This window comes from Acidovorax temperans, from assembly GCF_028596105.1.
In the GTDB taxonomy this organism is placed as follows: Bacteria; Pseudomonadota; Gammaproteobacteria; order Burkholderiales; family Burkholderiaceae_C; genus Acidovorax; species Acidovorax temperans.
The window spans coordinates 3,865,107-3,888,986 of the sequence record NZ_CP117193.1 but is presented as its reverse complement, the minus strand read 5'-3'; the positions used below and the strand labels follow the sequence as shown (position 1 = coordinate 3,888,986).

General features: G+C 65.4%; 20 protein-coding genes. 7 read left to right on the top strand and 13 right to left on the bottom strand.

Translation table 11 applies throughout. The features are described 5' to 3' along the window. Window positions 1-126: 126 nt before the first annotated feature. From PQV96_RS18175 to htpG, 4 genes are all read left to right on the top strand, one after another. Window positions 127-939: a pseudouridine synthase gene (locus PQV96_RS18175; protein WP_273625278.1), complete on the top strand. Its 813-nt coding sequence runs from the start codon at window positions 127-129 to the stop codon at window positions 937-939. A 309-nt stretch (window positions 940-1,248) separates the two neighbouring features. Continuing rightward, on the top strand, window positions 1,249-2,577 hold the full coding sequence (locus PQV96_RS18170; RefSeq protein WP_082758840.1) for an IS4 family transposase: 1,329 nt from the start codon (window positions 1,249-1,251) through the stop codon (window positions 2,575-2,577). Window positions 2,578-2,604: 27 nt separating this feature from the next. Next, the gene (locus PQV96_RS18165; RefSeq protein WP_066693869.1) at window positions 2,605-3,540 is read left to right on the top strand and encodes an exopolyphosphatase; all 936 of its coding nucleotides are present in this window, start codon (window positions 2,605-2,607) and stop codon (window positions 3,538-3,540) included. 378 nt (window positions 3,541-3,918) lie between these two features. Next, on the top strand, window positions 3,919-5,892 hold the full coding sequence (htpG, locus tag PQV96_RS18160; RefSeq protein WP_066696826.1) for a molecular chaperone HtpG: 1,974 nt from the start codon (window positions 3,919-3,921) through the stop codon (window positions 5,890-5,892). A 145-nt stretch (window positions 5,893-6,037) separates the two neighbouring features. Here htpG and PQV96_RS18155 read toward each other — a convergent pair whose 3' ends face one another. After that, window positions 6,038-8,386, bottom strand: coding sequence for a hybrid sensor histidine kinase/response regulator (locus PQV96_RS18155; protein ID WP_273623820.1), 2,349 nt, complete (start codon window positions 8,384-8,386; stop codon window positions 6,038-6,040). A 21-nt stretch (window positions 8,387-8,407) separates the two neighbouring features. Beyond that, window positions 8,408-8,932, bottom strand: coding sequence for a hypothetical protein (locus PQV96_RS18150; RefSeq protein ID WP_273623819.1), 525 nt, complete (start codon window positions 8,930-8,932; stop codon window positions 8,408-8,410). Between PQV96_RS18150 and PQV96_RS22325 the strand changes: the two genes are divergently transcribed. Further along, window positions 8,841-9,296, top strand: a complete 456-nt coding sequence (locus PQV96_RS22325; protein WP_337930957.1) for an exosortase H-associated membrane protein — start codon at window positions 8,841-8,843, stop codon at window positions 9,294-9,296. The genes PQV96_RS18150 and PQV96_RS22325 overlap by 92 nt on opposite strands. Here PQV96_RS22325 and PQV96_RS18145 read toward each other — a convergent pair. From PQV96_RS18145 to PQV96_RS18110, 8 genes are all read right to left on the bottom strand, one after another. Next, window positions 9,218-10,000, bottom strand: coding sequence for a response regulator transcription factor (locus PQV96_RS18145; protein ID WP_082758822.1), 783 nt, complete (start codon window positions 9,998-10,000; stop codon window positions 9,218-9,220). The genes PQV96_RS22325 and PQV96_RS18145 overlap by 79 nt on opposite strands. 253 nt (window positions 10,001-10,253) lie before the next feature. Then, a complete protein-coding gene (locus tag PQV96_RS18140; RefSeq protein WP_066696816.1) occupies window positions 10,254-11,309 on the bottom strand; it encodes a serine/threonine protein kinase in 1,056 nt (351 codons plus the stop codon). A 49-nt stretch (window positions 11,310-11,358) separates the two neighbouring features. Then, window positions 11,359-12,450, bottom strand: a complete 1,092-nt coding sequence (locus PQV96_RS18135) for a DUF2855 family protein (protein WP_207375185.1) — start codon at window positions 12,448-12,450, stop codon at window positions 11,359-11,361. Window positions 12,451-12,547: 97 nt separating this feature from the next. Further along, entirely contained in the window at window positions 12,548-13,978 is a 1,431-nt protein-coding gene (locus PQV96_RS18130; protein WP_207375184.1) for a bifunctional serine/threonine-protein kinase/universal stress protein, read from the bottom strand. Next, window positions 13,975-14,745: a metallophosphoesterase family protein gene (locus tag PQV96_RS18125; RefSeq protein ID WP_066695658.1), complete on the bottom strand. Its 771-nt coding sequence runs from the start codon at window positions 14,743-14,745 to the stop codon at window positions 13,975-13,977. The genes PQV96_RS18130 and PQV96_RS18125 overlap by 4 nt, the downstream gene beginning before the upstream one ends. A 141-nt stretch (window positions 14,746-14,886) precedes the next feature. Then, window positions 14,887-15,303, bottom strand: coding sequence for an organic hydroperoxide resistance protein (locus tag PQV96_RS18120; RefSeq protein ID WP_044395577.1), 417 nt, complete (start codon window positions 15,301-15,303; stop codon window positions 14,887-14,889). 80 nt (window positions 15,304-15,383) lie between these two features. Then, window positions 15,384-15,848, bottom strand: a complete 465-nt coding sequence (locus PQV96_RS18115; protein WP_207375183.1) for a MarR family winged helix-turn-helix transcriptional regulator — start codon at window positions 15,846-15,848, stop codon at window positions 15,384-15,386. Window positions 15,849-16,121: 273 nt separating this feature from the next. Beyond that, on the bottom strand, window positions 16,122-16,970 hold the full coding sequence (locus tag PQV96_RS18110; protein WP_273623818.1) for a 3-hydroxybutyryl-CoA dehydrogenase: 849 nt from the start codon (window positions 16,968-16,970) through the stop codon (window positions 16,122-16,124). A 155-nt stretch (window positions 16,971-17,125) separates the two neighbouring features. Here PQV96_RS18110 and PQV96_RS18105 point away from each other — a divergent pair, with 155 nt between their 5' ends. Further along, the gene (locus PQV96_RS18105; RefSeq protein WP_273623817.1) at window positions 17,126-18,718 is read left to right on the top strand and encodes a GMC family oxidoreductase; all 1,593 of its coding nucleotides are present in this window, start codon (window positions 17,126-17,128) and stop codon (window positions 18,716-18,718) included. Window positions 18,719-18,733: 15 nt separating this feature from the next. Here PQV96_RS18105 and PQV96_RS18100 read toward each other — a convergent pair whose 3' ends face one another. Next, the gene (locus PQV96_RS18100; RefSeq protein ID WP_273623816.1) at window positions 18,734-19,582 is read right to left on the bottom strand and encodes an ABC transporter permease; all 849 of its coding nucleotides are present in this window, start codon (window positions 19,580-19,582) and stop codon (window positions 18,734-18,736) included. Window positions 19,583-19,737: 155 nt separating this feature from the next. Between PQV96_RS18100 and purT the strand changes: the two genes are divergently transcribed. Then, the gene (gene purT, locus PQV96_RS18095; RefSeq protein ID WP_207375395.1) at window positions 19,738-20,952 is read left to right on the top strand and encodes a formate-dependent phosphoribosylglycinamide formyltransferase; all 1,215 of its coding nucleotides are present in this window, start codon (window positions 19,738-19,740) and stop codon (window positions 20,950-20,952) included. A 110-nt stretch (window positions 20,953-21,062) separates the two neighbouring features. Here purT and PQV96_RS18090 read toward each other — a convergent pair whose 3' ends face one another. Beyond that, window positions 21,063-21,998, bottom strand: a complete 936-nt coding sequence (locus tag PQV96_RS18090) for an ATP-binding cassette domain-containing protein (RefSeq protein WP_207375396.1) — start codon at window positions 21,996-21,998, stop codon at window positions 21,063-21,065. Between the two features lie 194 nt (window positions 21,999-22,192). Beyond that, on the bottom strand, window positions 22,193-23,692 hold the full coding sequence (locus tag PQV96_RS18085) for an AMP nucleosidase (RefSeq protein ID WP_066785587.1): 1,500 nt from the start codon (window positions 23,690-23,692) through the stop codon (window positions 22,193-22,195). Window positions 23,693-23,880: the final 188 nt, after the last annotated feature.

The following is a 23,880-nucleotide window of genomic DNA, read 5'->3' as shown; positions in this document are numbered from 1 at the left end:
GCCGATGCAGGCGGGCGGCCTGCGCCAGTGCTGCCTCAGCGGCCCCCGGCAGCACGCTCTGCAGCCCCCCGGCCTGCCGCTGCGCCGGCGGCGCGGCCCGCGTCGGCTGGTGGCGATACATCGCGCTTGAACAAGCGCATGGCCGAGCTGGGTTTGTGCTCGCGCCGCGAGGCCGATGACTGGATTGCCCAAGGCTGGGTCAAGGTCAATGGCAAGGTGGCGACCATGGGGCTGCAGGTCACCGCTGCAGACCGCATTGAGGTGGACAAGATTGCCCAGGGTTTCCAGGAGCAGCGCGTCACCATCTTGCTGAACAAGCCGATCGGCTATGTCAGCGGGCAGGCCAAGGATGGCCACACGCCCGCAGTGGCGCTGATCAATCCCCGCACCCACTGGCGCGAGGACCCCAGCCGCAACCGCTTCTCTCCGCCGCAGTTGCGGGGACTGGCGCCTTGCGGACGGCTCGATATCGACTCGGTGGGCTTGTTGGTGCTGACCCAGGACGGGCGTGTGGCACGGCAGATCATTGGCGAAGACTCTGAGGTGGACAAGGAATACCTGGTGCGCGTGGTCTACCAGGCACCGGGCCAGGCGGTGCCACGCCACCCCGGCGAGCGCTCTGCGCCGTTGCAGGAAATCGACGAGCGTGACCCTGTCAGCACCAACGTGCAGGCGGTGTTCCCCAAAGAGTTGCTGGAACGCCTGCGCCATGGCCTGAGCCTGGACGGTGAGCCGCTCAAGCCCGCCAAGGTGGAGTGGCAAAACCCCGAGCAGCTGCGCTTTGTCTTGACCGAAGGCAAGAAGCGCCAGATTCGCCGCATGTGCGAGCTGGTGGGGCTCAAGGTGGTGGGGCTCAAGCGCATCCGCATCGGCCGTGTGACCCTGGGCAACCTGCCTGTAGGCCAGTGGCGCTACCTGGGACCGCACGAGCGGTTTTGAGATTTTTTTTGCGGCCGCACGGGGTGCGGCACCAGGGGCGTTGCTAGCATGACCGCACCCGCCTGTTCTAAGAGCGGCTAACAAAACTCTTCTGGCGTCGTTGCCGCGTCTTGTCGTACTACGCGTACTGCCTGCGACGCAGTGCCTAGCCAGAACCGCTACGCTGAGTTTTGTTAGCCGCTCTAAGAGGCATCCCTTTCAAGGTGTTGTCCCTGCTCCCGCAGCAGTAACCTTCGCCCCACAGAGGGAGAACTGCGGATGTGGAAAGAAGTCTTGGAGAGGTTTGAGAGCCATGCGCCGGTGAGCGTGATGACCCGGGTGGCGTTGGAGCATGCCTTGCCGGCGTGCTGGGTGGATGAAGTGTTCCAGACCAGCCGCCAACGCCAATATCCACGCGAGTTGCTGTTCTCCAGCGTGGTGGAGCTGATGATGCTGGTGAGCCTGGGGCTGCGCCCCTCGCTGCACGCGGCGGCCAAGAAGATGGCGCAGTTGCCCGTCACGCTGGCGGCGCTGTACGACAAGGTCAAGCGCACAGAGCCCCAGGTGCTGCGGGCACTGGTGCAAGGCAGCGCGGCGCGCCTGCAGCCGGTGGTTGCTGCGGTAGGCAGCCAGCCCAGCCTACAGGGCTGGCAACTGCGCATTCTCGATGGCAACCATTTGCCAGCCAGTGACAAACGCCTGGCGCCACTGCGCTCGCACCGGGGAGCGGCCATGCCGGGCCACACGCTGGTGGTCTACGACCCCGACAGCGCCCTGGTCACGGACATCCTGGCCTGCGAGGACGCGCACGAGAGCGAGCGCGTAGGCGCGGCCACCTTGCTGCAGCAGGCCCAGCAGGGCCAGGTGTGGATCGCCGACCGCCACTTCTGCACCCGCACCCTGCTGCAGGGCTGGCAACAGCGCCAAGCGGGCTTTATCGTGCGTGAGCACGCCAGGCACCCGAAGTTGGACAATACCGGCCCCTGGAGCGAAGCCGTGCCAACAGAGACAGGGCAGGTGCGTGAGCAAGCCATTGAGCTGGCGGCCACCCAGGAGACGGTGCTCGCCCCGCCGTCCTGGCGCCGCATCGAGATCCAGTTGCAGGCGCCCACCGAAGCGGGTGACCAAAGCATTGCCTTGTGGAGCAACCTGCCGGCGAGCATCGACGCGGCCACCATTGCGCAGTTGTACCGCAAGCGCTGGCGCATCGAGGGCTTGTTCGGACGGCTCGAATCGGTGCTGCACAGCGAGATCCGGACCTTGGGCCACCCGCGTGCGGCGCTGTTGGGGTTTGCTGCAGCAGTGCTGGCGTTCAACGTGTTGGCGCTACTCAAGCGCTGCGTGGAGCAGGCGCACTGCGAGCGAGCGCCTGGTCTGGATGTCTCGACCTATCACCTGGGCGTGCATGTGGCCAGCGACTACCAGGGCATGCTCATCGCGCTGCCATCTGAGGTGTGGCAATCGTGGTGCGAGGCGTCAGGCGGGGAGGTTGCGCAGCATCTGCTGCGCTTGGCAAGGACGGTCAACCCGCGCAGTGTTGCCACGGCCAAGCGCGGCCCCAAGAAGGAAAAGCCTGGGGGATACGTGGCTGGCGCTGTGGCTCGCAAGCAGCTGTCCACCGCTCGTGTCCTCAAACAGGCTGCGGGGACAAGACCTTGAAAGGGATGGCTCTAAGAGGAGATGTCTGTGAGTGAAGAGAAATACCGGTTGGTCACCCGCAGTGACTTCGATGGCCTGGTGTGCGCCGTTTTGCTCAATGAACTGAACCTGATTGACGAGATCACGTTCGTCCACCCCAAGGACATGCAGGATGGCAAGGTTGCCATCACGTCGCGCGACATCACCACCAACCTGCCCTACGTGCCGGGTGCGCACCTGGTGTTCGACCACCACGAGTCGGAAACCGTGCGCAATGCAGGCCGCCGTGACACCAACCACATCATTGAGGCCCATGCCCCATCCGCGGCGCGCGTGGTCTATAACCATTACGGCGGCAAGGCCGCGTTCCCCCGCATCACCGATGAGATGATGGCGGCGGTGGACCAGGCCGACTCGGCCCAGTATTCGCGCGAAGACATCCTCGACCCGCAGGGTTGGGTGCTGCTGAACTACCTGATGGACTCACGCACCGGCCTGGGCCGTTTCCGCGATTTCCGCATCAGCAACTACGCGCTGATGATGGATTTGATCAAGTACTGCCGCGACCACACCATCGAGGAGATTCTGGAGTTGCCCGACGTGCAGGAGCGCGTGGCCCTGTACCGCGAGCATGCCGTCAAGGCCAGGGAGCAACTGGAGCGCTGCGCCATTGAGCTGGGCAACCTGGTGGTGCTGGACCTGCGCCAGGAAGAAACCATCTGGGCCACCAACCGGTTCACGATTTACGCGCTGTTCCCGCAGGCCAACATCTCTATCCACGTGATGTGGGGCCTGCAAAAGCAGAACACCGTGTTTGCCACGGGCAAGTCCATCCTTAACCGCAGCAGCAAGACCCATGTGGGCAACCTGATGCTGGAGTTTGGCGGTGGCGGCCACGCCGCTGCGGGCACCTGCCAGGTGGCCAACGAGAAGGCAGACGCGGTCCTCAAGATGCTGGTAGAACGCATCAACACCGACGGTTGAAGCTTGCTGCTTGCATATTGATCCGGCAGGCTTTATTCGTAAACCTTGCTCGGGCTGAGGTGTCGAAGCCCCTCGACGGGCTCAAGTTGAACGGCATCTGGACTCTGCAATAAACCGTGCCGGATCAATAAGAGCGGCTAACAAAACTCAGCGAAGCGGTTCTGGCTAGGCGCTGTGTCGTCGGCAGTACGAGCAGTACGACAAGACACAGCAACGACGCCAGAAGAGTTTTGTTAGCCGCTCTAAGTGGGGGGCTCGCCCCCTCTTGAAACCTTCACCCCTGCCCATAAATCACGCCTGCCGGGCTGGCACGCGTGATTTTTTTGTGCCCCCCGTTGTGCGATTCCATTCAAAAATTTACCGAGAGAGAACCCTCCCATGAGCAAGCAAACCCTGTCGTTCCAGGCCGAAGTGGCCCAGCTGCTGCACCTGGTCACCCACTCGCTGTATTCCAACCAGGAAATCTTCCTGCGCGAGCTGATCTCCAACGCCTCGGACGCCTGCGACAAACTGCGATTTGAGGGCCTGAACAACGCCGCGCTGTTTGAAGACGCCCCCAACCTCGAAGTGCGTGTGACCTTCGACAAGGCCGCCAAGACGCTGACCATCACCGACAACGGCATCGGCATGAGCCAGCAAGAGGCCATCGACCACCTGGGCACCATCGCCAAGAGCGGCACCAAGGACTTCATGGGCAAGCTCAGCGGCGACCAGAAGGCGGACGCCCAACTCATCGGCCAGTTCGGCGTGGGCTTCTACTCCGGGTTCATCGTGGCCGACAAGATCACCGTGGAGTCGCGCCGCGCGGGCCTGAAGCCCGAAGAAGGTGTGCGCTGGATCAGCAGCGGCACGGGCGACTTTGAGGTCGAAACCATCACGCGCGCCCAGCGCGGCACCAGCATCATCCTGCACCTGCGCGAGGATGCCGAGGAATACCTCAACGCCTGGAAGCTCAAGCAGGTCATCGCCAAATACTCCGACCACATCAGCCTGCCCATCCTGATGGAAAAGGAAGAGTGGAAAGACGGCGAGCTGATCAACCCCAACGATGAAAACGGCGGCCGCCAGCCCGGTGGCATGGTCAAGACGGGAGAGTGGGAAACCATCAACAAGGCCAGCGCCCTGTGGACGCGCCCCAAGAAGGACATCACCGACGAGCAGTACGCCGAGTTCTACAAGACCATCAGCCACGACCACGAAGCCCCACTGACCTGGGCGCACAACCGCGTGGAAGGCAACACCGAATACACGCAGCTGCTGTACATCCCCGCCAAGGCGCCGTTCGATTTGTGGAACCGCGACAAGAAGGCTGGCGTGAAGCTGTATGTGAAGCGCGTGTTCATCATGGACGACGCCGAAGCGCTGTTGCCCACCTACCTGCGCTTTGTGAAGGGCGTGATCGACTCGACCGACCTGCCGCTGAACGTGAGCCGCGAGCTGCTGCAGGAAAGCCGCGACGTGCGCTCCATCCGCGAGGGCTCGACCAAGCGTGTGCTGAGCATGCTGGAAGACCTGGCCAAGCACGACAAGCACACCACGGGTGAAGGCGCCGATGGCGTGACCGACGTGGTGAGCGAGGAAGACAAGGCCAAGGAAGGCAAGTACACCAAGTTCTATGCCGAATTTGGCGCGGTGCTGAAGGAAGGCCTGGGCGAAGACTTTGCCAACCGCGAGCGCCTGGCCAAGCTGCTGCGTTTTGCCTCCACGCAGAGCGATGCCGTGACAGTCTCCTTTGCCGACTACAAGGCTCGCATGAAGGAAGGCCAGGAGGCGATTTACTACATCACCGCCGACACGCTGGCCGCTGCCAAGAACAGCCCGCAGCTCGAAGTCTTCAAGAAGAAGGGCATCGAAGTGCTGCTCATGACCGACCGCGTGGACGAGTGGGCGCTGAACTACCTGCACGAGTTTGACGGCACCCCGCTGCAAAGCGTGGCCAAGGGCGCGGTGGACCTGGGCAAGCTGCAGGACGAGGCCGAGAAGAAGGCCGCCGAAGAGGCAGCTGAAGCCTTCAAGCCCGTGCTGGCCAAGCTGAAGGAAGCGCTCAAGGACAAGGCCGAAGACGTGCGCGTGACGACCCGCCTGGTCGATTCGCCTGCCTGTCTGGTGGTGCAGGACGACGGCATGAGCACGCAACTGGCCCGCATGCTCAAACAAGCTGGACAACAGGCGCCCGAGACCAAGCCCGTGCTGGAGGTGAACGCTGAGCACGCGCTGGTCAAGAAGCTGGACGGCAGCGTGCACTTCCACGACCTGGCCCACATCCTGTTCGACCAGGCCCTGCTGGCCGAAGGCGGCCTGCCGGAAGACCCGGCAGCCTACGTCAAGCGGGTGAACGCCTTGCTGGCCTGACAAGGGCCAAAATGGCTGCTAGCGCTTACGGATAAAGCGCTGGCAGCTATTGAATTGATAGTGCTTGTGGCCCCGGCGGCATGTGATGCCCCGGGGCTTTTTCGTGCTTGTGTAGCGGTGCCTCTGTCGGGCTTGTCGTGCTGGGCTACCCGCCCTGGTGGGAGGCCGGGTTTTCCAAAGCCTGTGCGTGGGCGCGCAATTGCTCCAGCCCTTGCTGGGCCAGTTGCTGCAACTCGGCGATGCAACGGTCGGTGGCTGCCGCATCCTGGGTCTTGGCGGCGGCTTCCAGCGGGCGGGTCAGCTCGCCCAGGGTGGACAAGCCGAAGCTGCCTGCCGTGCCACCCAGGTCATGCGCTTGGCGGCGCAGGGCTTCCCATTGGCGGGCCTGGGCGGCTTCGGTGATGCGTGCGACGCGCCGTTCGCAGTCCTGAACAAATTGTGCAATCAGCGGCAGCAGCCGTGCCGTGGTGATGGACTCCTGCAAATCCTGCAGCAGCGCCACGTCGAATACTGGTGCCCGCGCTGCAGCGGCTTCTGCGCTGGTCGGGCTGGTCGGGCTGGGTTCCGGGGCTGGTGGGGGCGGTACGGTGCCCGCAGCGTGATGGGCCGGTAATGCGCTCGCCGAACGTGCCAGCCAGCGCGACAGCGTCTGCCACAGCGGCGCCTCCAGCAGCGGCTTGGCAATGTGGTCGTTCATGCCACAAACGCGGGTTCGCTCCATGTCGGCCGGGGCGGCGTTGGCCGTCATGGCGATGATGGGCAGCGCTTCAAAACGGGGCAGGGCGCGCAGGGCACGCGTGGCGCTCAGGCCATCCATGACGGGCATCTGCATGTCCATCAGCACAGCGGCGTAGGTGTGGTCGGCTGCGCGGGTCAGCTGGTCCACGGCTTCGGCACCGTTGCGTGCCCGGTCCACCTGGAGGCCACCGGCTTCCAGCAGCCCCTGGGCGACCTGCAGGTTCACCTCGTTGTCGTCCACCACCAGCACACGCAGCCCTGCGGTCTGGCCCACGCCCAAGGCTGGGGGGCTCAGGGGTTGTTCCAGTCCCTCGTGCGCCCAGTCTTTGGCGGGGGCGCGTTGCAGGCGCGCCGTGAACCAGAAGGTGCTGCCACGGCCCGGTTCGCTGTGCACGCCCGTCTCTCCGCCCATGGCCTGCGCCAGCTGGCGGGCAATCACCAGCCCCAGGCCGGTGCCGCCAAAGCGGCGGGTGATGGAGCTGTCAGCCTGGCGGAAGGCTTCGAACAAGCCTTCCATCTGCTGCGCCGTCATGCCAATGCCGGTGTCTTGCACTTCGCTGCGCAGCAGCAGGTGGTACCCGTCTTGCTCGACCACGCGCAGGCGCACCACCACCTCGCCCTGGTGGGTGAACTTGATGGCGTTGTGCACGTAGTTGATGAGAATCTGCGAGAGCCGTTGGGCATCGCCCACGCAATGCTCGGGCACGTTATCGTCGACCTCCATGCGCAGCTGCAGCGAGTTGGCCAGCGCCTTGGGGCTGAGCAGATCGGCCAGGGTGCCCATGATCGACGACAGCGAAAACGGCTTGTGCTCCAGCTGCAGGTGGCCGCCGTCGATCTTCGAAAAATCCAGGACGTCGGTGAGGATGCCCAGCAGGTGGCGGCTGGCCCGTCGGATCTGCTCCACGCGCTCGCGCTGCTGCGCGGGCAGCTCGTCCTTCAACGTCAGCTGTGCCATGCCCAGAACGGCGTTGAGCGGCGTGCGGATTTCATGGCTCATCACGGCGATGAAACGGGCGCGTTCCTGCGCAGCCCGTTCTGCCGCCTCTTTGGCAGTGGCCATGGCGTGTGTCTGGCTCTTTTGCTCGGTCACGTCCATCCACACGCCGTGAAACAGCACGCTGCCATCCGCCAGCCGCCGCGCGGTGGCAGAGGTTTGCAGCCAGCGCGATGCGCCCTCGTGCTGCACCTCGGTGTCAAAGTCCAGCGGCTCAGGGTTGCGCAGCCGTTCCATGAACGCGGTCTGGATGCGCTGGCGCACTGGCCGAGGCACGGCATAGGCCTCGCCCACCGGCCCGCCGCTGCGCAGCAGCGCCAGTACCCGCAGCCCAGGCATCGCACCGGCCTTGTCGCTCACTAACAGAAACCGGCATTTGCCGTTGGCCTGCAGATGGAGTTGAAACACCACGCCAGGAATTGCGCTGGTCAGGTCCATCAACTGTTCCGAAAGCCTGCGCGCCTCCTCGCTGCGCTGCACTTGCGCCGTGAGCTGGTCCGCGCCCTCCATCGTGTTCTTGAAGACCTGCAACGCACGGGCCATGGTGCCCACCTCGTCGCGCCGGTCTGTGGCCGGAATCACATCGTCGTATTGGTGCTCTGTGAGCCGCTGCATGATGCGCGCCAGCTGGCTCACAGGGCGTGAAATCTGCGTCAACGCCACATAGGCCGACAGCACCAGAACCCCCGCCAGCGCCGCAGCCACAGCCGCGGCAATGCGCCACAGGGTTTTTTCCGTCGCCAGATTTTGCTCGTTCATGAGCGCTGAAAATTCGCCGTGCTAGCGGTTGCGAAAGGCGTCGAGGTCTTGCTTCAGTTCCAGCAGGGCTGGCTCAAACGCCTGGTACAGCAAGGTGGTCGCCGCCTCCTTGTACCCTTTGGTGGCCGCATCCAGCACCTGATCGCCTGCATCAAACACCTTCTGCGAGCGCGAGCGCAAACCCATCAGTTCGCGGCCCTGGTGCGGGATGTCCTTGGCAATGTCGTTGAGCTCCGTCTCGAACTCGCGCTGCAGGGTGCGCAGCCGCTGCGAGGCTTCGGCCGCCAAGGGGGCGGCGGCGCCCTGGGACGCGCTGTGCGCGGCATGCACTATCCGCTGGGATTCGCCCAGCAGCACGCCCGTGCGGCCAAAGCTCTGCGCCAACTCGGACTCCAAGGAGATCAGCGTGCGGTACTGCTCGTCCATCTGGCGCATGTGCACCATGGCGTAGCCGATGATGGCCATCGACACCACGCCCATCAGCCCCACCAGCAAGGTGATCTTGCCCGCCAGGGAGAGGTTGGAGAAGAGCGATTCGCGGGGCATGGGTGAAAGCGGTTCGAAGCGGAGTCTGGCCAGACAGTTGCGTGTGCCGTCTCCAGTCCAAGGCACGCACAGCATGGCTGTGTGCGTTCACGCGAACTGGCCAAAGGTGGCTGCCTTCGTTCACACTCGTGCAGCTTACGATACCCGCAGCGGCGGTGAGCCCTGCCACATGGCAAGCTCACTCACGAGGTCACAGTTTCGGTTTTCTGTGATGTACGGCTACCAGGTGGGCTCTTTGGTGGTGCCCACGCTGGCGCCCATTCTGGTGTGGCTGTGGCTAGACCGTCAGTTCGTGGCCAAGGTGGTGGTGCCTGCCTGGAAGCCCTCGGCGCCGGCCTCGCCATCGGCTGCCGATCCGTCCTGACCTGCGGGCGGTGTCGCGTTGGCGTCCACGGCGTCCAGGCGGTAGCCCATGCCGTAGATGGCGCCCACCACGTAACCGTTGGCAGGGGTTAGTTCCAGCTTGGTGCGCAGGCGCGACATGTGGGTGTCCAGCGAGCGTGAAGGTGCTTCGCTGGTTTCGCCCCACACCACTTCACGCAGGTGGGCGCGCGAGAGCAGGCGGCCTGCGTTGCGGAACATGAACAGGGCCAGTTCGTATTCGCGGTTCTTGAGCTCCACGGGCTGGTCGCGCAGCCACAGCGAACGCTTTTCGGGGTCGAACCGGTAGGGGCCGAACACCAGGTTGTCGCTCATGGCCTGGGGGTACGCGCGGCGCAGCAAGGCAGTGGTGCGGGCCACCAGCTCACCCATGCGCAGGGGCTTGGTCATGAAGTCGTCGGCGCCGCAGGACAGGGCTTCGATCACGTCTTGCTCTTCGCGGCGGCGGGTGACGAACAGGATGGGCAGGTGCCGCCCTGTCGTCTGGCGCACGGCGGAGACCACCTCGGGGCCTTCCATGTCGGGCAGGTGCCAGTCCACGATGAGCAAATCGAAGGTCTCGTGCCGGATGTCCTGCAGCAGCTGGGTGCCTGTCAGGTAGGTGTGGCAGACGTGGCCATGTTGCTCGGTGGTGGCTTTGATCAGCTCCAGCAGGATCGGATCGTCGTCGAGGGCGGCTATTCGCATGGCGTGGTCACAGCGCTGGGGCGCACTTTGGAGGGGTCAAAGAAAACCTTCTGATGTTGCCTCAGAACCGACGCCTGGTCGAATTTCTGACAATCGTTTGCACTCGTTGAAAAACGAAGTCAACAATCGCGCCACCGAAGTATCATTTGTGCGTTATTGTAAGCGCTTTGTTAAAAGTTAACAATCATATTTGCCATATATGGCAAATATTTTGAGATCACATGCGCAGTTCCATTCCCTCTTTCGGGTGTCTTCAGGCGTAAAGCGGCTCTTCGCCCATGGCTTCGATTTGCTCGTGCAGCATGTCCACCTGGCCGCGCCAGTAGTCGCTGCTGCCAAACCAGGGGAAATTGACGGGAAACACCGGGTCTTGCCAGCGCCGCGCGAGCCATGCGCTGTAGTGGATGAGGCGCAGCGTGCGCAGGGGCTCGATGAGCGCCAGCTCGCGGCGGTCAAAGCTGCGAAATTGCTCGTAGCCTTCCAGCAGCGCGCTGAGCTGCTGGGTGCGCTGGCTGCGGTCGCCCGACAGCAGCATCCACAAGTCCTGCACGGCAGGGCCCATGCGGGCGTCGTCCAGGTCCACAAAATGGGGACCGCCGCCGGGCTGGTCGGTAGGCGTCCAGAGGATGTTGCCGGGGTGGCAGTCGCCGTGCAGGCGGATCTGGCGCGCCTGGTTTAAGCCAAATTGGCCTCCATCGCCCGTGGATAAAGCGCTGCTAGCTATCAATTTAAGAGCGTTCTCGCAGGCGCCTTGCCAGGCCGATTGCATGTCCAGCGGAATGATCTCGTGGGCCAGCAGCCAGTCGCGCGAGTCAGCACCAAAGGTCTGCACGGTGAGCGCCGGGCGGTGCGCAAAAGGCTGCGCCGCCCCCACGGTGTGGATGCGCGCCAGAAAGCGGCCAATCCACTCCAGCACCTCAAAATCGTCCAGCTCGGGCCCGCGCCCGCCGCGCCAGGGGCTGACCGAGAAGGAAAAACCGCCATGCGTGTGCAGCGTGGTGCCGCCCAGCACCAGTGGGCCTATGGCGGGCACCTCGGCGGCGGTCAGTTCGGCGGCAAAGGCGTGTTCTTCCAGAATCTGGGCCTGGCTCCATCGCTCGGGGCGGTAAAACTTGGCCACCACGCGCTGGCCGTCTTCCAGCGTGACCTGGTACACCCGGTTTTCGTACGACGACAGCGCCATCAGTCGCCCGTCACCGTACAGCCCCACGCTGGCCAGTGCGTCCAGCACCACGTCGGGCGTCAGGGCGGCAAAAGGGTGTTGGGCGTTGGCGGCGGTGTTCGTCGCAGTGTCGTTGTGGGCGTGCATGCAGAGATTGTCGTCGCTGCCTGCCTGAAACAGGCACTCAATCGGGTGATTACGCCAGCAGACTGGCCATATGCCCAATACGCGGGCTGCCCTGGCCGCCCAGCACTTGCAGGTACACCGCCTGCGTCGCGGCACTGCCTTGGTGGTGCTGCACCACCAGCCAGGGCTGTGGCGGTGCCTGTACTGCGGTGCTGAACTGTTGCCAGGCCTGCACCAGCCGGTCGTTCAGGCCCTGGGCGCCCCAGTCAGCGTTGCGCTTTTTGACCTGTGCCGGGGCAAAGAACATGGTGGGGCGGGGGCCGGGCAGGTTGCCTGCGCCGCCCAGGTCTTGTACATGGCTGGCACCCACGGCGCAGCTGTAGGCAAGCCCTGTCAAATGCCGGTGGATGCGCTCGCGCAGCGCCACGCTGCCGGCAAAGTCCACGTACACGCTGGCCGGTTGGGCGGGCAGCTGTTCCAGTTCTTCGTAGGCCAGCACCCGGTGGTAGCAGCCCAGGCTTTCGCAAAACGCGCGGTTGGTGGCAGAGGTAAGCCCCACCACCTGGATGCCTGGGCGCTTGGCCAGCTCAAATGCCGTGCCGTAGGCCGTCTTGCTGGATGCGCTGGACAGCAGCACGGTGCTGGCGCCAAAGAACTGCTGGTCGGCCAGAAAGTCATCAATGAGCCACGAAGTGATGAACAGCGGCCGCAGCAGGGCCTGGATGTCTTCATTGAAGGGCTGGTAGAACGGGTCGGTGTTCGTGCGCAGGTAGTGGTTGTAGACCGCATGCAGCCCCGCGCGGTGCGGTGCGCCATCGCTGAAACCGGTGTTGCTCACGCGGTGCGGGGCCAGCACGGCATGGGTGGCCATGGGCCAGTAGCCATACAGGTGTTCGCCCACCGGTATGTCCGGGTGCCGCGACTCTTGCACCGTGCCAAAGCCCCACACCGGAATGATCCCCCAGCCCGCTTCACCCGAGGGGAAGAACTGCCAGTACTGCAGCATCTCGCCCATGGCCGCGTAGGTGATGTTGTTGCTGGTGAGGGCGAACCGGTCCACCTGGACGCGGATCTCGCCGTCTTGCAGCGCTGAATCAGCTGTGGTGCGCACAGCGGTGTCGGCCAGCTGGTTCTGGCGCACGAGAAGGGTGGTGGTGCTCATGCCCGCACGCTAAGGCAAAGGCGGCGCCGGCTCAAGTGCCGGGCGCCGCGTTGGCGACAGGCCACAGCGCGGCCAGCCCCGTTCTTGGAACCGGTGCTCAGCTGGCACCCGCCAGGCGCGCAAACGGCAGCGACTGTTTGACGAGGATGACGGTGCAGGGCGCGTCGCGCGCCACGCGCATGGGCACGGTGGCAATGAAGCGCTGGGTTTGCAGCCCGTGGGTGGCGGCGCCCAGGATCATCATGTTGACGTGGTTGCCCTCGGCGTAGCGCACCAGGGCATGGGCCACGTCGCTGGATTCGAGTACGTGGTAGCTCACCGGGTGCTCGGTCAGGTCCAGCGGTTGCGCCCACTGGCGCAGGCGGGCGTGGTGCAGGCGGTGCAGGGCGGTTTCGCTGCGGGTGCTGTCGCTGGTGCTGCTGGCCGAGGGCGACAGCACCGTGACGCAGGCCAGCCGCGCCCCCGGCCGGATGCCCAGTGAGCGCGCCACCGCTTCGCGCAGCGAGTACAGCGTGGCGTCCGTCACATCGCTGTGCGGCACCGCCACCATGACGATGGGGGTCTCTTCAATCTGCCGCGAGGGCAGCGGGCTGGGCTGGTAGTGCATGCCCGCCGCCCGCAGCCAGCGCTTGAAGTGAGTGCGAAACGGCGTGCCCTGGGTGCGGTGCCCTCGCTCGGTGATGCGCACCTGGGTGGGGTGGGCCAGGTCCAGGGCCAGGTGGGCGGCCGAGGGGTAGCGGCGCGCGGCTTCGGGCTCCAGGCAGCGCAGGATGATTTCCTGCAGCCACGGGGCCAGGTCGGGCCGGTGCTTGCGCGGCGGGGCGGGGGCCATCCACAGGCGCTGGCGCAGACCGCCCGTGGTGGTGGGGGCGCCAAACGGCAGCTCGCCCGTGGCCAGCTCGTACAGCATCACGCCAATGGCGAAGATGTCGCTGCGCGGGTCGCCCCGCACGCCCACCACTTGTTCGGGTGCCATCCACGCGGGCGAGCCCACGGCCTTGCGCTGCTCTTCGGCCAGCAGGTCGGGGAAGTGCGCGTGCCACGACAGGCCAAAGTCCAGCAGCACGGCATGGTTCTCGTGCGTGAAGAGCACGTTGCCGGGCTTGAGGTCGAGGTGGCAGGCGTTTTGCTGGTGCAGGCTGTGCACCGCGTGGGCCAGGGCGGTGCCCAGGCGGGCGATGAGTTCTTCGTCGGGCCGCTCGCTCGCGTCCAGCCAGTGCTGCAGGGTGTGGCCCTGCAGGTATTCCATGGTGATGTAGGGCAGCCGGTGCAGGTCGCCAGCGGCCACAAAGCGCGGCACGTGTGGCCCGGTGAGTGCGGGCAGTATTTGCAGCTCCACCTCAAAGCCCACGATGTTCTCGGCCCCGTCGCCCGCGGTCATGCGCGGGATCTTCATGGCCATGGGAAAGCCAGGGTCGGGCGCGCCGCTGGCGTATTCCACCCGGTAGATATGGGCCATGCCCCCTGCGTGGATGCATTCGCGCACCACAAAGCCGTCCACCACGGCGCCGGGTTCCAGCAGTTTCATCGGCCTACCTCCAGGCGGTGCGCAAAGCTTGCGGGCAAGGCGCCGCCAGTAGCGAGGATGGCGGCCGCTGCATCGGCTACGGCATAGGGCACCCGCTCAAAGCGCAGATGCCAGTGGTCGGTGTCCAGCAGCGCGTACATGGCGCGCGGGTCGCCGTCACGCGGCTGGCCAACCGAGCCCACCGTGCCCACCCACTGCCGGTGGGGCGGCACCGGCACCGGCACCCCGGCCGTGGGGGTGAAGCGCATCAGCCCCCGCCCGGTGCCCCGGTAGTACAGCGTTTGCTGGTGCACATGGCCGCAAAAGACATGCTTCACGCCCGGGTGCTTGGTGGCGGCTTCCAGGCATTCGGCGGCCACGATTTCGTTGTCTACATAGCGCCAGTTTTCGGGCGCTTCGGCGCTGGCGTGTACCAGCAGCACCCCGCCCACCTGGGCGGTGAGGGGCAAATGGGCCAAAAAGCTGCGCTGCTCGGGGCTGAGTTGTTCGTGTGTCCACAGCGCGCCCTGTGCGGCCATGCTGTGGGCGCCCTTGTCGGTTCCTGCGGGGGGCTGCACGGCAAAGGCGTCGTGGTTGCCGCCAATCACCGTGTAACCGGCAGCGACCAAGTCCATGGCCTGCTGCACCACGTAGGCCGGGTCGGCGCCATAGCCCACCAGGTCGCCCAGCAGGGCAAAGTGATCGGCGCCATGCGCGCGGGCGTGCTGCAGGCAGGCGTCCAGCGCCTGGCGGTTGGAGTGGATGTCTGACAAAAGGGCCAGTTTCATGGTGTTCTCCCCATGGCTGCATCATGCCCCAGGGCGAAGGGGCGCCGTCTACGGTTTTCTCCGGGGGCACCCCAAAAAGCACACCGCCGGTGCTCCCTGGGCGGGGGCACCGGCGGTGTGGGGTGGGCAGAGCCCGGGGCGTTACACCAGCGTGATGGTCACGTCGATGTTGCCGCGGGTGGCGTTGGAGTAGGGGCAGACCTGGTGAGCTGCGTCCACCAGGGCCTGGGCGGCGGCGCGGTCCATGCCGGGCAGGCTCACGGCCAGGCGGGCGGCGATGCCGTAGCCCTGGCCGACCTTGCCCAGGTCCACGCTGGCGTCGATCGAGAGGTCAGCAGGCAGGCTGATCTTTTGCATGCCGGCCACGGCCTTCATGGCGCCGATGAAGCAGGCGGAGTAGCCCGCAGCAAACAGTTGCTCGGGGTTGGTGCCGGTGCCTGCGGTGCCGGGGGGCGAGAGCTTCACGTCCAGACGGCCGTCATCGGTGCGCGATGCGCCGTCGCGGCCGCCAGTGGTGTGGGCGTTGGCGGTGTAGAGAACTTGGTCGAGCTTGGCCATGGTGTCTTCCTTTGAGGTGATGCCCGCAGCGCGGGACGGTGGTGAGAATCAGTGATGCAGGAGCAACGTAGGCAGGCGGCTCAGCGCTGGCTGAGCCGCTCGCGCAGGGTTTTGAGCTGGCTGGTCAGCGCCACCAGCTCGGGCAGGGTGCACTGGCTGCTTTCCAGCACGCAGTGCGGAATGCGCTCGGCCTGGTTGCGCAGGCCCAGCCCTTGGGGCGTGAGGGCGATGCGCACCCGGCGCTCGTCCTGCGCATCGCGGGTGCGGCGGATGTGGCCGCTGGCTTCCAGCCGCTTGAGCAGCGGGGTGAGCGTGCCCGAGTCCAGGTACAGGCGCTCGCCCAGTTCCGAGACGGTGATGCCGTCCTGCTCCCACAGCACCAGCATGACCAGGTACTGCGGGTAGGTCAGCCCGATGTCGTCCAGCAGGGGCTTGTACAGCTTGGTCATGGCCAGCGATGCGGAATACAGCGCAAAGCAGACCTGGTTGTCCAGCCGCAAGGCGGCGGGGCTGGGGCTGTTTTCGGAGGTGGGCGTGCGGGGCATGGGTTGAATTGTTGTGTTCAATTAAATTGTGTGCAATTTAATTGGTGAATGCCTGCGCTGCGGGCATGGGATTGCCACTGCTTCCGAATGGAGCTCTAAATGCTATGAAAAACGTAGCTAATGGCGCTTGCTGTGAAAGCGCTAGAGGCTGTTTTCGTCTAAATATTCCAAGGGCTACATCGGTGCCGCGCCCAAAAAAATGGCGGCCCGCAGGCCGCCAAGGGGCGCAGCACGGTTGCGCTGCGCGTGGGGGAAGGGGCGCGAGGGCGCCGCTCAGTACGTGTAAACGCCCTGGCCCGTCTTGCGGCCCAGGCGGCCTGCGGCCACCATTTCCTTGAGCAGCGGGCAGGGGCGGTACTTGCTGTCGCCAAACTCGGTCAGGTACACATCCATCACGGCCAGGCACACGTCCAGGCCAATCATGTCGGCCAGCGCCAGCGGGCCAATCGGCTGGTTGCAGCCCAGCTTCATGCCGGCATCGATGTCCTCGGGGGTGGCCAGGCCTTCGGCCAGCACGAAGAAGGCTTCGTTGATCATGGGCACCAGAATGCGGTTGACCACAAAGCCAGGCGCGTTCTTCACGGTGATGGGGCTCTTGCCCAGGGCCTCGGCCAGGGCCTTCACGGCGTCGTGTGTGGCGTCTGAAGTCTGCAGACCGCGAATGATCTCCACCAGCGCCATCATCGGAACGGGATTGAAGAAGTGCATGCCGATGAAGCGGTCGGCGCGGCTGGTGGCGGCAGCCAGCTTGGTGATGGAGATGGACGAGGTGTTCGACGCCACGATCACTTCAGGCGCCACGATGGCGTCCACCTGCTTCAAGATCTTGAGCTTGAGTTCGTAGTTCTCGGTGGCGGCTTCGATGACCAGTTGCGCGGCCTTCAGGTCGTCGTAGCTGGTCGATGTCTTGATGCGCGCCAGGGCCGCATCCTTGTCGGCAGCGGTGATCTTTTCCTTCTTGATCAGGCGATCCAGGTTGCCCGCCACCGTGGCCAGGCCCTTTTGCACGGCCGCGTCCGAAATATCCACCATCACCACACTGATGCCCGACACCGCACAGGCCTGTGCAATGCCGTTGCCCATGGTGCCTGCGCCGATGATGCCAACCGTTTGAATCGTCATAAAAAGAGCTTTCTTCCAAGTGAAACAGACGCCTGCATGGTAAGGGACGCGGTGGTGCGGGCCGTTGGAACCCCGGGAAAGTTCCTGAGTAAAAAGCACGGCCGTTCGGTTATCTTGGGGGCGGCCACTGTGCTTGGCCGGGGGAAGACACAAACATGTTCGACTACATCGTGGTGGGCGGGGGCTCGGCAGGGGCCGTGCTGGCAGCGCGTTTGACGGAGGACCCCGCCGTGCGGGTGTGCCTGCTGGAAGCCGGGCCGGCCGACCGCAGCGTGCTGATCCACTGCCCCGCAGGGCTGGCCGCCATGGCGCGGCTGGAGCTGAACAGCTGGCGCCAGAGCACGGTGCCGCAACCGGGGCTCAACGGCCGGCGCGGCTACCAGCCCCGGGGCAAGGTGCTGGGCGGCAGCAGCTCGGTCAACGCCATGATTTACGTGCGTGGCCAACCGGCCGACTACGACCACTGGGCCGCCCAAGGCAACCCCGGCTGGGGCTGGGCCGATGTGCTGCCCTACTTTGTGCGGGCCGAGCACAACGAAAGCATCCGCGGCCCCCTGCACGGGCAGGGCGGGCCCTTCAACGTGGCCGACCTGCGCTCGCCGCACCGCGTGAGCCAGAGCTTTGTGCACGCCGGGGTGCAGGCGGGCTACCCGCACAACCTGGACTTCAACGGGCCAGACCAGGAAGGCGTGGGCCTGTACCAGGTCACCCACAAGAATGGGGAACGCCACAGCACCGCCAAGGGCTACCTCACGCCGCACCTGGGCCGGCCTAACCTGCAGGTCATCACCGGCGCGCAGGCCACGCGGGTGCTGATGGAGGGCCGCCGTGCGGTGGGCGTGCAATACCGCCAGGGTGGGCAGCTGAAGGAAGTGCGGGCCGCGCGCGAAGTGCTGCTCAGCGCCGGGGCGCTGCTGTCGCCCCAGCTGCTGATGCTCTCAGGCATTGGCCCCGGCGCGCAGTTGCAGCAGCACGGCATTGCGGTGGTGCACGATTTGCCTGGCGTGGGCGAGCACCTGCACGACCACCCCGACGTGGTGCTGCTGTATGACGCGCCACACCTCAAGGACCTGTTCGGCGTGTCGGCCGTGGCGGCGGTGCGCATTGCGCGCGGTGTGATGGACTGGCGCCGCGCCCGCACCGGCATGCTCACCACCAACTACGCAGAGGCGGGTGGCTTCATCCGCAGCAGCGCGGCCGAGTCGGCACCCGATCTGCAACTGCACTTCGTCATCGGCAAGCTGGTGGACCATGGCCGCAAAACCGCGCTGGGCCACGGCTATTCATCGCATGTGTGCCTGCTGCAGCCGCGCAGCCGGGGGCGGGTGGCCCTGGCCAGTGCGGACCCCATGGCCCTGCCGCTGGTAGACCCGAACTTCCTGGCCGATGAGGACGACCTGCAGCGCATGGTGCGCGGGGTGCGCCGCATGCGCGCCATCCTGTCGCAACCGGCCCTGGCCGACCTGGGCGGCAAGGAGCTGCCCGTGTCTGCAAGTGCGCAGACGGATGCCGAGATTGCCCAGTTCATCCGCAGCCATGCCGACTCCATCTACCACCCCGTGGGCAGCTGCCGCATGGGCCCTGGGCCCATGGACGTGGTGGATGCGCAGCTGCGTGTGCACGGCGTGCAGGGGCTGCGGGTGGTGGACGCCTCCGTCATGCCCCGCATCACCAGCGGCAACACCAACGCCCCCACGGTGATGGTGGCCGAAAAGGCGGTGGACTTGCTGCGCGCCAGCGCCGCCTGAGGCTCTTGGGCCGCTTCAGCCGCGAAAGCGCCGCCGCGTCAGCGCCAGTGCCAGCCAGAAGGCCACCACCGTGGTGGCTGCCAGCACAACGGCGTGGCGCAGCGGCTGTTGCGGCCACTGGTCCATGAACAGCGGGCGCACCAGCTCCACTGCGTTGGTCAGCGGCAGCCAGTCCGAGATCGCGCGCACCAGCGGTGGCAATTGCTCGCGTGGGAAAAACACGCCCGACAAGAACATCATGGGCGTGAGCACCAGCGTGAAGTAGTACGTGAAAAAGTCATACCCCTTGGCCAGCGCATTGAAGATGAGGGCAATGCTGGAAAACATGATGCCCACGCCCAGCAGCACCGGCCACGCCACCAGCAACTTGGGGCTGTGGCTGATGCCCAGGGCCAGCATCACACCCAGGATGGCCGTCACGGTGAAAAGCGCCTTGAACGCCGCCCACAGCATTTCGGCCAGCACCACGTCGTCCAGGCTCACCGGCGCGTTCATGATGCCGTCCCAGGTCTTTTGCACATGCATGCGCGAGAAGGCCGAGTACAGCGCCTCGAAGCTGGCCGCGTTCATTGCGCTCATGCAGATCGAGCCGCTGGCCAAAAACAGGATGTAGGGCACCTTGGCATCGCCACCCGCGCCGCCCACGCTCACCTGCCCCACCAGCGCGCCCATGCCGTAGCCAAAGGCCACCAGCCACATCAGCGGCTCGGCAATGTTGCCCACCAGGCTGGGAATGGCCAGCTTGCGCCACACCAGCAGGTTGCGCAAAAACACCGGCCACCAGCGGGCCGACAACGCAGGCGGGCGCCAGACCGAAGCCGGTGCGGGCGGGCGGGGGCGCAAGGCGCTGGGCGTGGTATTCATGGGGCTATTGTGCGGCGTGCGGCAGAGCCTGTGGATGCGCTGCTGCGAGAGGCGCAGCAGGTTCTCAGGCTTTGCGCAGCAGGCAAAATCCAGGCCGACCCTGTTCAGCATGGTCCCGACTTCGTTTTCACAATCACCGTTTGAAGGCCCCGCCCATGACCACCCTCGGAACCCCCCTGTCTCCCCACGCCACCAAAGTCATGCTCCTGGGCTCGGGAGAGCTGGGCAAGGAAGTGCTGATCGCGCTGCAACGCCTGGGCGTGGAAACCATTGCGGTAGACCGCTACGACAACGCCCCCGGCCAGCAAGTGGCCCACCACGCGCGCACCATCACCATGAGCGACCCGGCCCAGCTCAAGGCGCTGATCGATGCCGAGAAGCCCCACCTGGTGGTGCCCGAGATCGAAGCCATTGCCACCCCCATGCTCGAAGAGCTGGAAGCTGCCGGTGTGGTGCGCGTCATCCCCACGGCCCGCGCCGCGCGCCTCACCATGGACCGCGAAGGCATCCGCGTGCTGGCCGCCGAAACGCTGGGCCTGCCCACCAGCCCGTACAAGTTCTGCAACTCTCTCGAAGAGCTGCAGGCTGCGATTGATGGCGAGAACGGGAAAGGGGTGGGCTACCCCTGCATCGTCAAGCCCGTGATGAGCAGCTCCGGCAAGGGCCAGAGCAAGATCGACGGCCCGGAAGATGTGAAGAAGGCTTGGGACTACGCCATGGCCGGTGGCCGCGTGAGCCACGGCCGCATCATCGTCGAAGGCTTTATCGACTTTGACTACGAAATCACCCAGCTCACCGTGCGTTCGGTCGGCGCCGATGGCCAGATCGTCACCAGCTTCTGCGACCCCATCGGCCATGTGCAGGTGAGCGGCGACTATGTGGAAAGCTGGCAGCCCCACCCCATGCACCCCGCTGCGCTCGAAAAATCGCGCCAGATCGCCAAGGCCGTGACCGACAGCCTGGGCGGCCAGGGTCTGTTTGGCGTGGAGCTTTTCGTCAAGGGCGAGCAGGTCTGGTTCAGCGAAGTCAGCCCCCGCCCGCACGACACGGGTCTGGTCACGCTGTGCACCCAGCACCAGAGCGAGTTTGAACTGCACGCCCGCGCCATCCTGGGCCTGCCCGTGGACACCAGCCTGCGCAACCCCGGCGCCAGCGCCGTGATCTATGGCGGCATGGAAGCCCAGGGCATTGTGTTTGACGGCGTAGACGAAGCCCTGCGCGTGCCCGGCACCGACCTGCGCCTGTTCGGCAAGCCCGAGAGCTTCGCCAAGCGCCGCATGGGCGTGGCCCTGGCGCGTGCGGCGGATGTGGAAACAGCGCGCAGCAACGCCAAGCTGGCGGCTGGCAAGGTCAAGCCGCGCAAGGCTTGAGGCTGTTTTTTAAGTGAAATGGGCCGCTAGCGCTTATTCAGAAAGCGCTGGTAGCTATCATTTTTGATAGTGTGGGTGGGTGTGCAGTCACCTGACGCCACGCTGGCGCCTCACTCCCGAATCTGCCGTCCCGTCAGCTTGAGGAACAAGTCCTCCAGGTTCGCAGGGCGGTGCAGCGTGCGCAGGTGGCCATGCTGGCCCAGCGCCTGCAACAGGGGCTGCGCGTTCTGGGTGTAGAAGAACACCGTCTCGCCGCTGATCTCCACGCGCGCGGCCAGGGCACGCAGGTGGGCGTCCTCGGCCAGCGCCACGGCGCCCACGCCGAAGACTTCGACCACATCGCTTTCCAGGTGCTCTGCAATCAGCTCGCGCGGCTTGCCTTCGGCGATTTTCTTGCCGTGGTCCAGCACCAGCAGGCGCGAGCACAGGCGCTCGGCCTCGTCCATGAAGTGCGTGGTCAGCAAGATGGAAGTGCCTTGTTGCAGCAGCAGTTGCAGGCGCTCCCACATCAGGTGGCGGGCCTGCGGGTCCAGGCCGGTGGTGGGCTCGTCCAGCAGCAGCAGGCGCGGGCGGTTGACGAGGGCGCGGGCCAGTGACAGGCGCCGCTTCATCCCGCCCGAGAGTTCGCCCGGCTTGGCGTCTGCTTTGTGCGTGAGCGCGGCAAACTCCAGCAGCTGGGGCACGCGCTCGTCCATGGTGCGGCCCTTGAGCCCGAAGTAACGGCCAAACACGCGCAGGTTTTCAGCGCAGGTGAAGTCCGGATCCAGCGTGTCGAACTGGGTGACCACGCCCAGCTGCGCCTTGATGGCCAGCGCATCGCGCGGCATGTACAGCGGCTCGGTCGCGCCCTCGGGGTAGAACAGCACGTTGCCGCTGTCGGGCGCCGTCAGGCCCAGGCACATGCGGATGGTGGTGGTCTTGCCCGCCCCGTTGGGGCCGATGACGCCAAGGCATTCGCCGGGGGCGATGGCAAAAGACACATCGTTCACCACCGTGGCGTCGCCATAGTGCTTGTACAGGTTCTGGGCAGCAAAGAGTTCGCTCATGCCGCCATTGTGGCGGCATTGGGGTTGCGTTGCTTCAGGGCTTGCGGAGAAATAGGCCTCTAGCGCTTATTGGATAAGCGCTGGCAGCTATTGAAAAGATAGCGTTTTGCGTGGGGCTGCTCAGCGGGGCGCCACCCCAGCACCGTGGGCGCGGGGCGGTAGTGGAGTGCGCAGCCTTTGAAACGGTGCAGCGCTTACTGGAAAGCGACTTCCGCAAAGCTGCGCAGCTTGCGGCTGTGCAGGCGGGCCATGCCTTCGGCTCGCAGCATTTCCAGGGCGCGGATGCCGATGCGCAGGTGCTGGTCCACGCGCTCGCGGTAGAAGTGGTTGGCCATGCCGGGCAGCTTGATTTCGCCGTGCAGGGGCTTGTCGCTTACGCACAGCAGGGTGCCGTAGGGCACGCGGAAGCGGAAACCGTTGGCGGCGATGGTGGCGCTTTCCATGTCCAGCGCCACGGCGCGGCTCTGGCTGAAGCGGCGCTGGGGCTGGTTGTCGGGCAGCAGCTCCCAATTGCGGTTGTCGGTGCTGGCCACGGTGCCGGTGCGCATGATGCGCTTGAGGTCGGCACCGCTCACGCCAGTCACGCCTGCCACGGCGGATTCAAGGGCGAGCTGAATCTCGGCCAGCGCGGGGATGGGCACCCACAGCGGCAGTTCTTCGTCCAGCACGTGGTCTTCGCGCACATAGCCGTGGGCCAGCACGTAGTCGCCTAGTTGCTGGCTGTTGCGCAGGCCCGCGCAGTGGCCCAGCATGATCCAGGCGTGCGGGCGCAGCACGGCGATGTGGTCGGTGATGTTCTTGGCGTTGGCCGGGCCCACGCCGATGTTGACCATGGTGATGCCGCTGTGGTCGGCCCGCACCAGGTGGTAGGCGGGCATTTGCGGCAGGCGCGGGGGCGGGGCGCCCAGCTCGTCGCCGGGCTCGGCGCTCAACCCCACACGGCGCGTCACCACGTTGCCGGGTTCGATGAAGGCGATGTATTCGCTATCAGGCTTGGCCATTTCTTCATGGCCCAGGCGCACAAATTCGTCGATGTAGAACTGGTAGTTGGTGAACAGCACAAAGTTCTGGAATGCGCGCGGCGAGGTGCCGGTGTAGTGGCGCAGGCGGTGCAGTGAATAGTCCACGCGCGGTGCGGTGAACAGCGACAGGGGCTGCGCCTCGCCGGGCTTGGGCGCCCAGGTGCCGTTGGCAATGCCGTCGTCCATGGCGGCCAGGTCGGGCAGGTCGAACACGTCGCGCATCAGGGTGCGGCGCTCTTGGCTCATCTGGCCTTCCACATGGTCGTGTTCGCTGAACGAGAAGTGCACCGGGATGGGCTGGTGGCTGGTGCCCACTTCCAGCTCCACGCCATGGTTTTGCAGCAGCAGCTGGAATTGCTCCAGGTAGTACGCGTGGTACAGGTCGGGGCGCGTCAGCGTGGTCTCGAACCGGCCGGGCCCGGCCACGAAGCCATAGGCCAGCAGGGCCACGTCGGGGTGGGGCTTGGCGCGGGCCACGGTGTCCGTCTGAATGCGCACATAGGGGTAGCAGGCGCGCACGTGGCCTGGCAGGGTTTCGCCAGCGACAAAGCGCTGCATGCTGTCGCGCAGCAGCCCGATCTGGTGGTTGTAGATGTGGTGCACCTGGGCCAGAGCCGATTCGGCCGTGGTGTGGCGGGTGGGGGCGATGAAAGCAGAGGATGTGGGGGCCATGGCGCTATTGTCCACAAGCTTTCGTGACAGGTTGTGGCAAGGGATGTCCTGCATAACTCCCTGCGGTCCGTGATAGCGCGGCCTCGGGCAGTCCGCTGCGTTGCTTTTCTTGCCAATAGCCCGGCTATTGGCTGCAAAAAGACGCCTTGCAGCCTATCCCGATCCGCACTACCACCGACTCGCGAGGG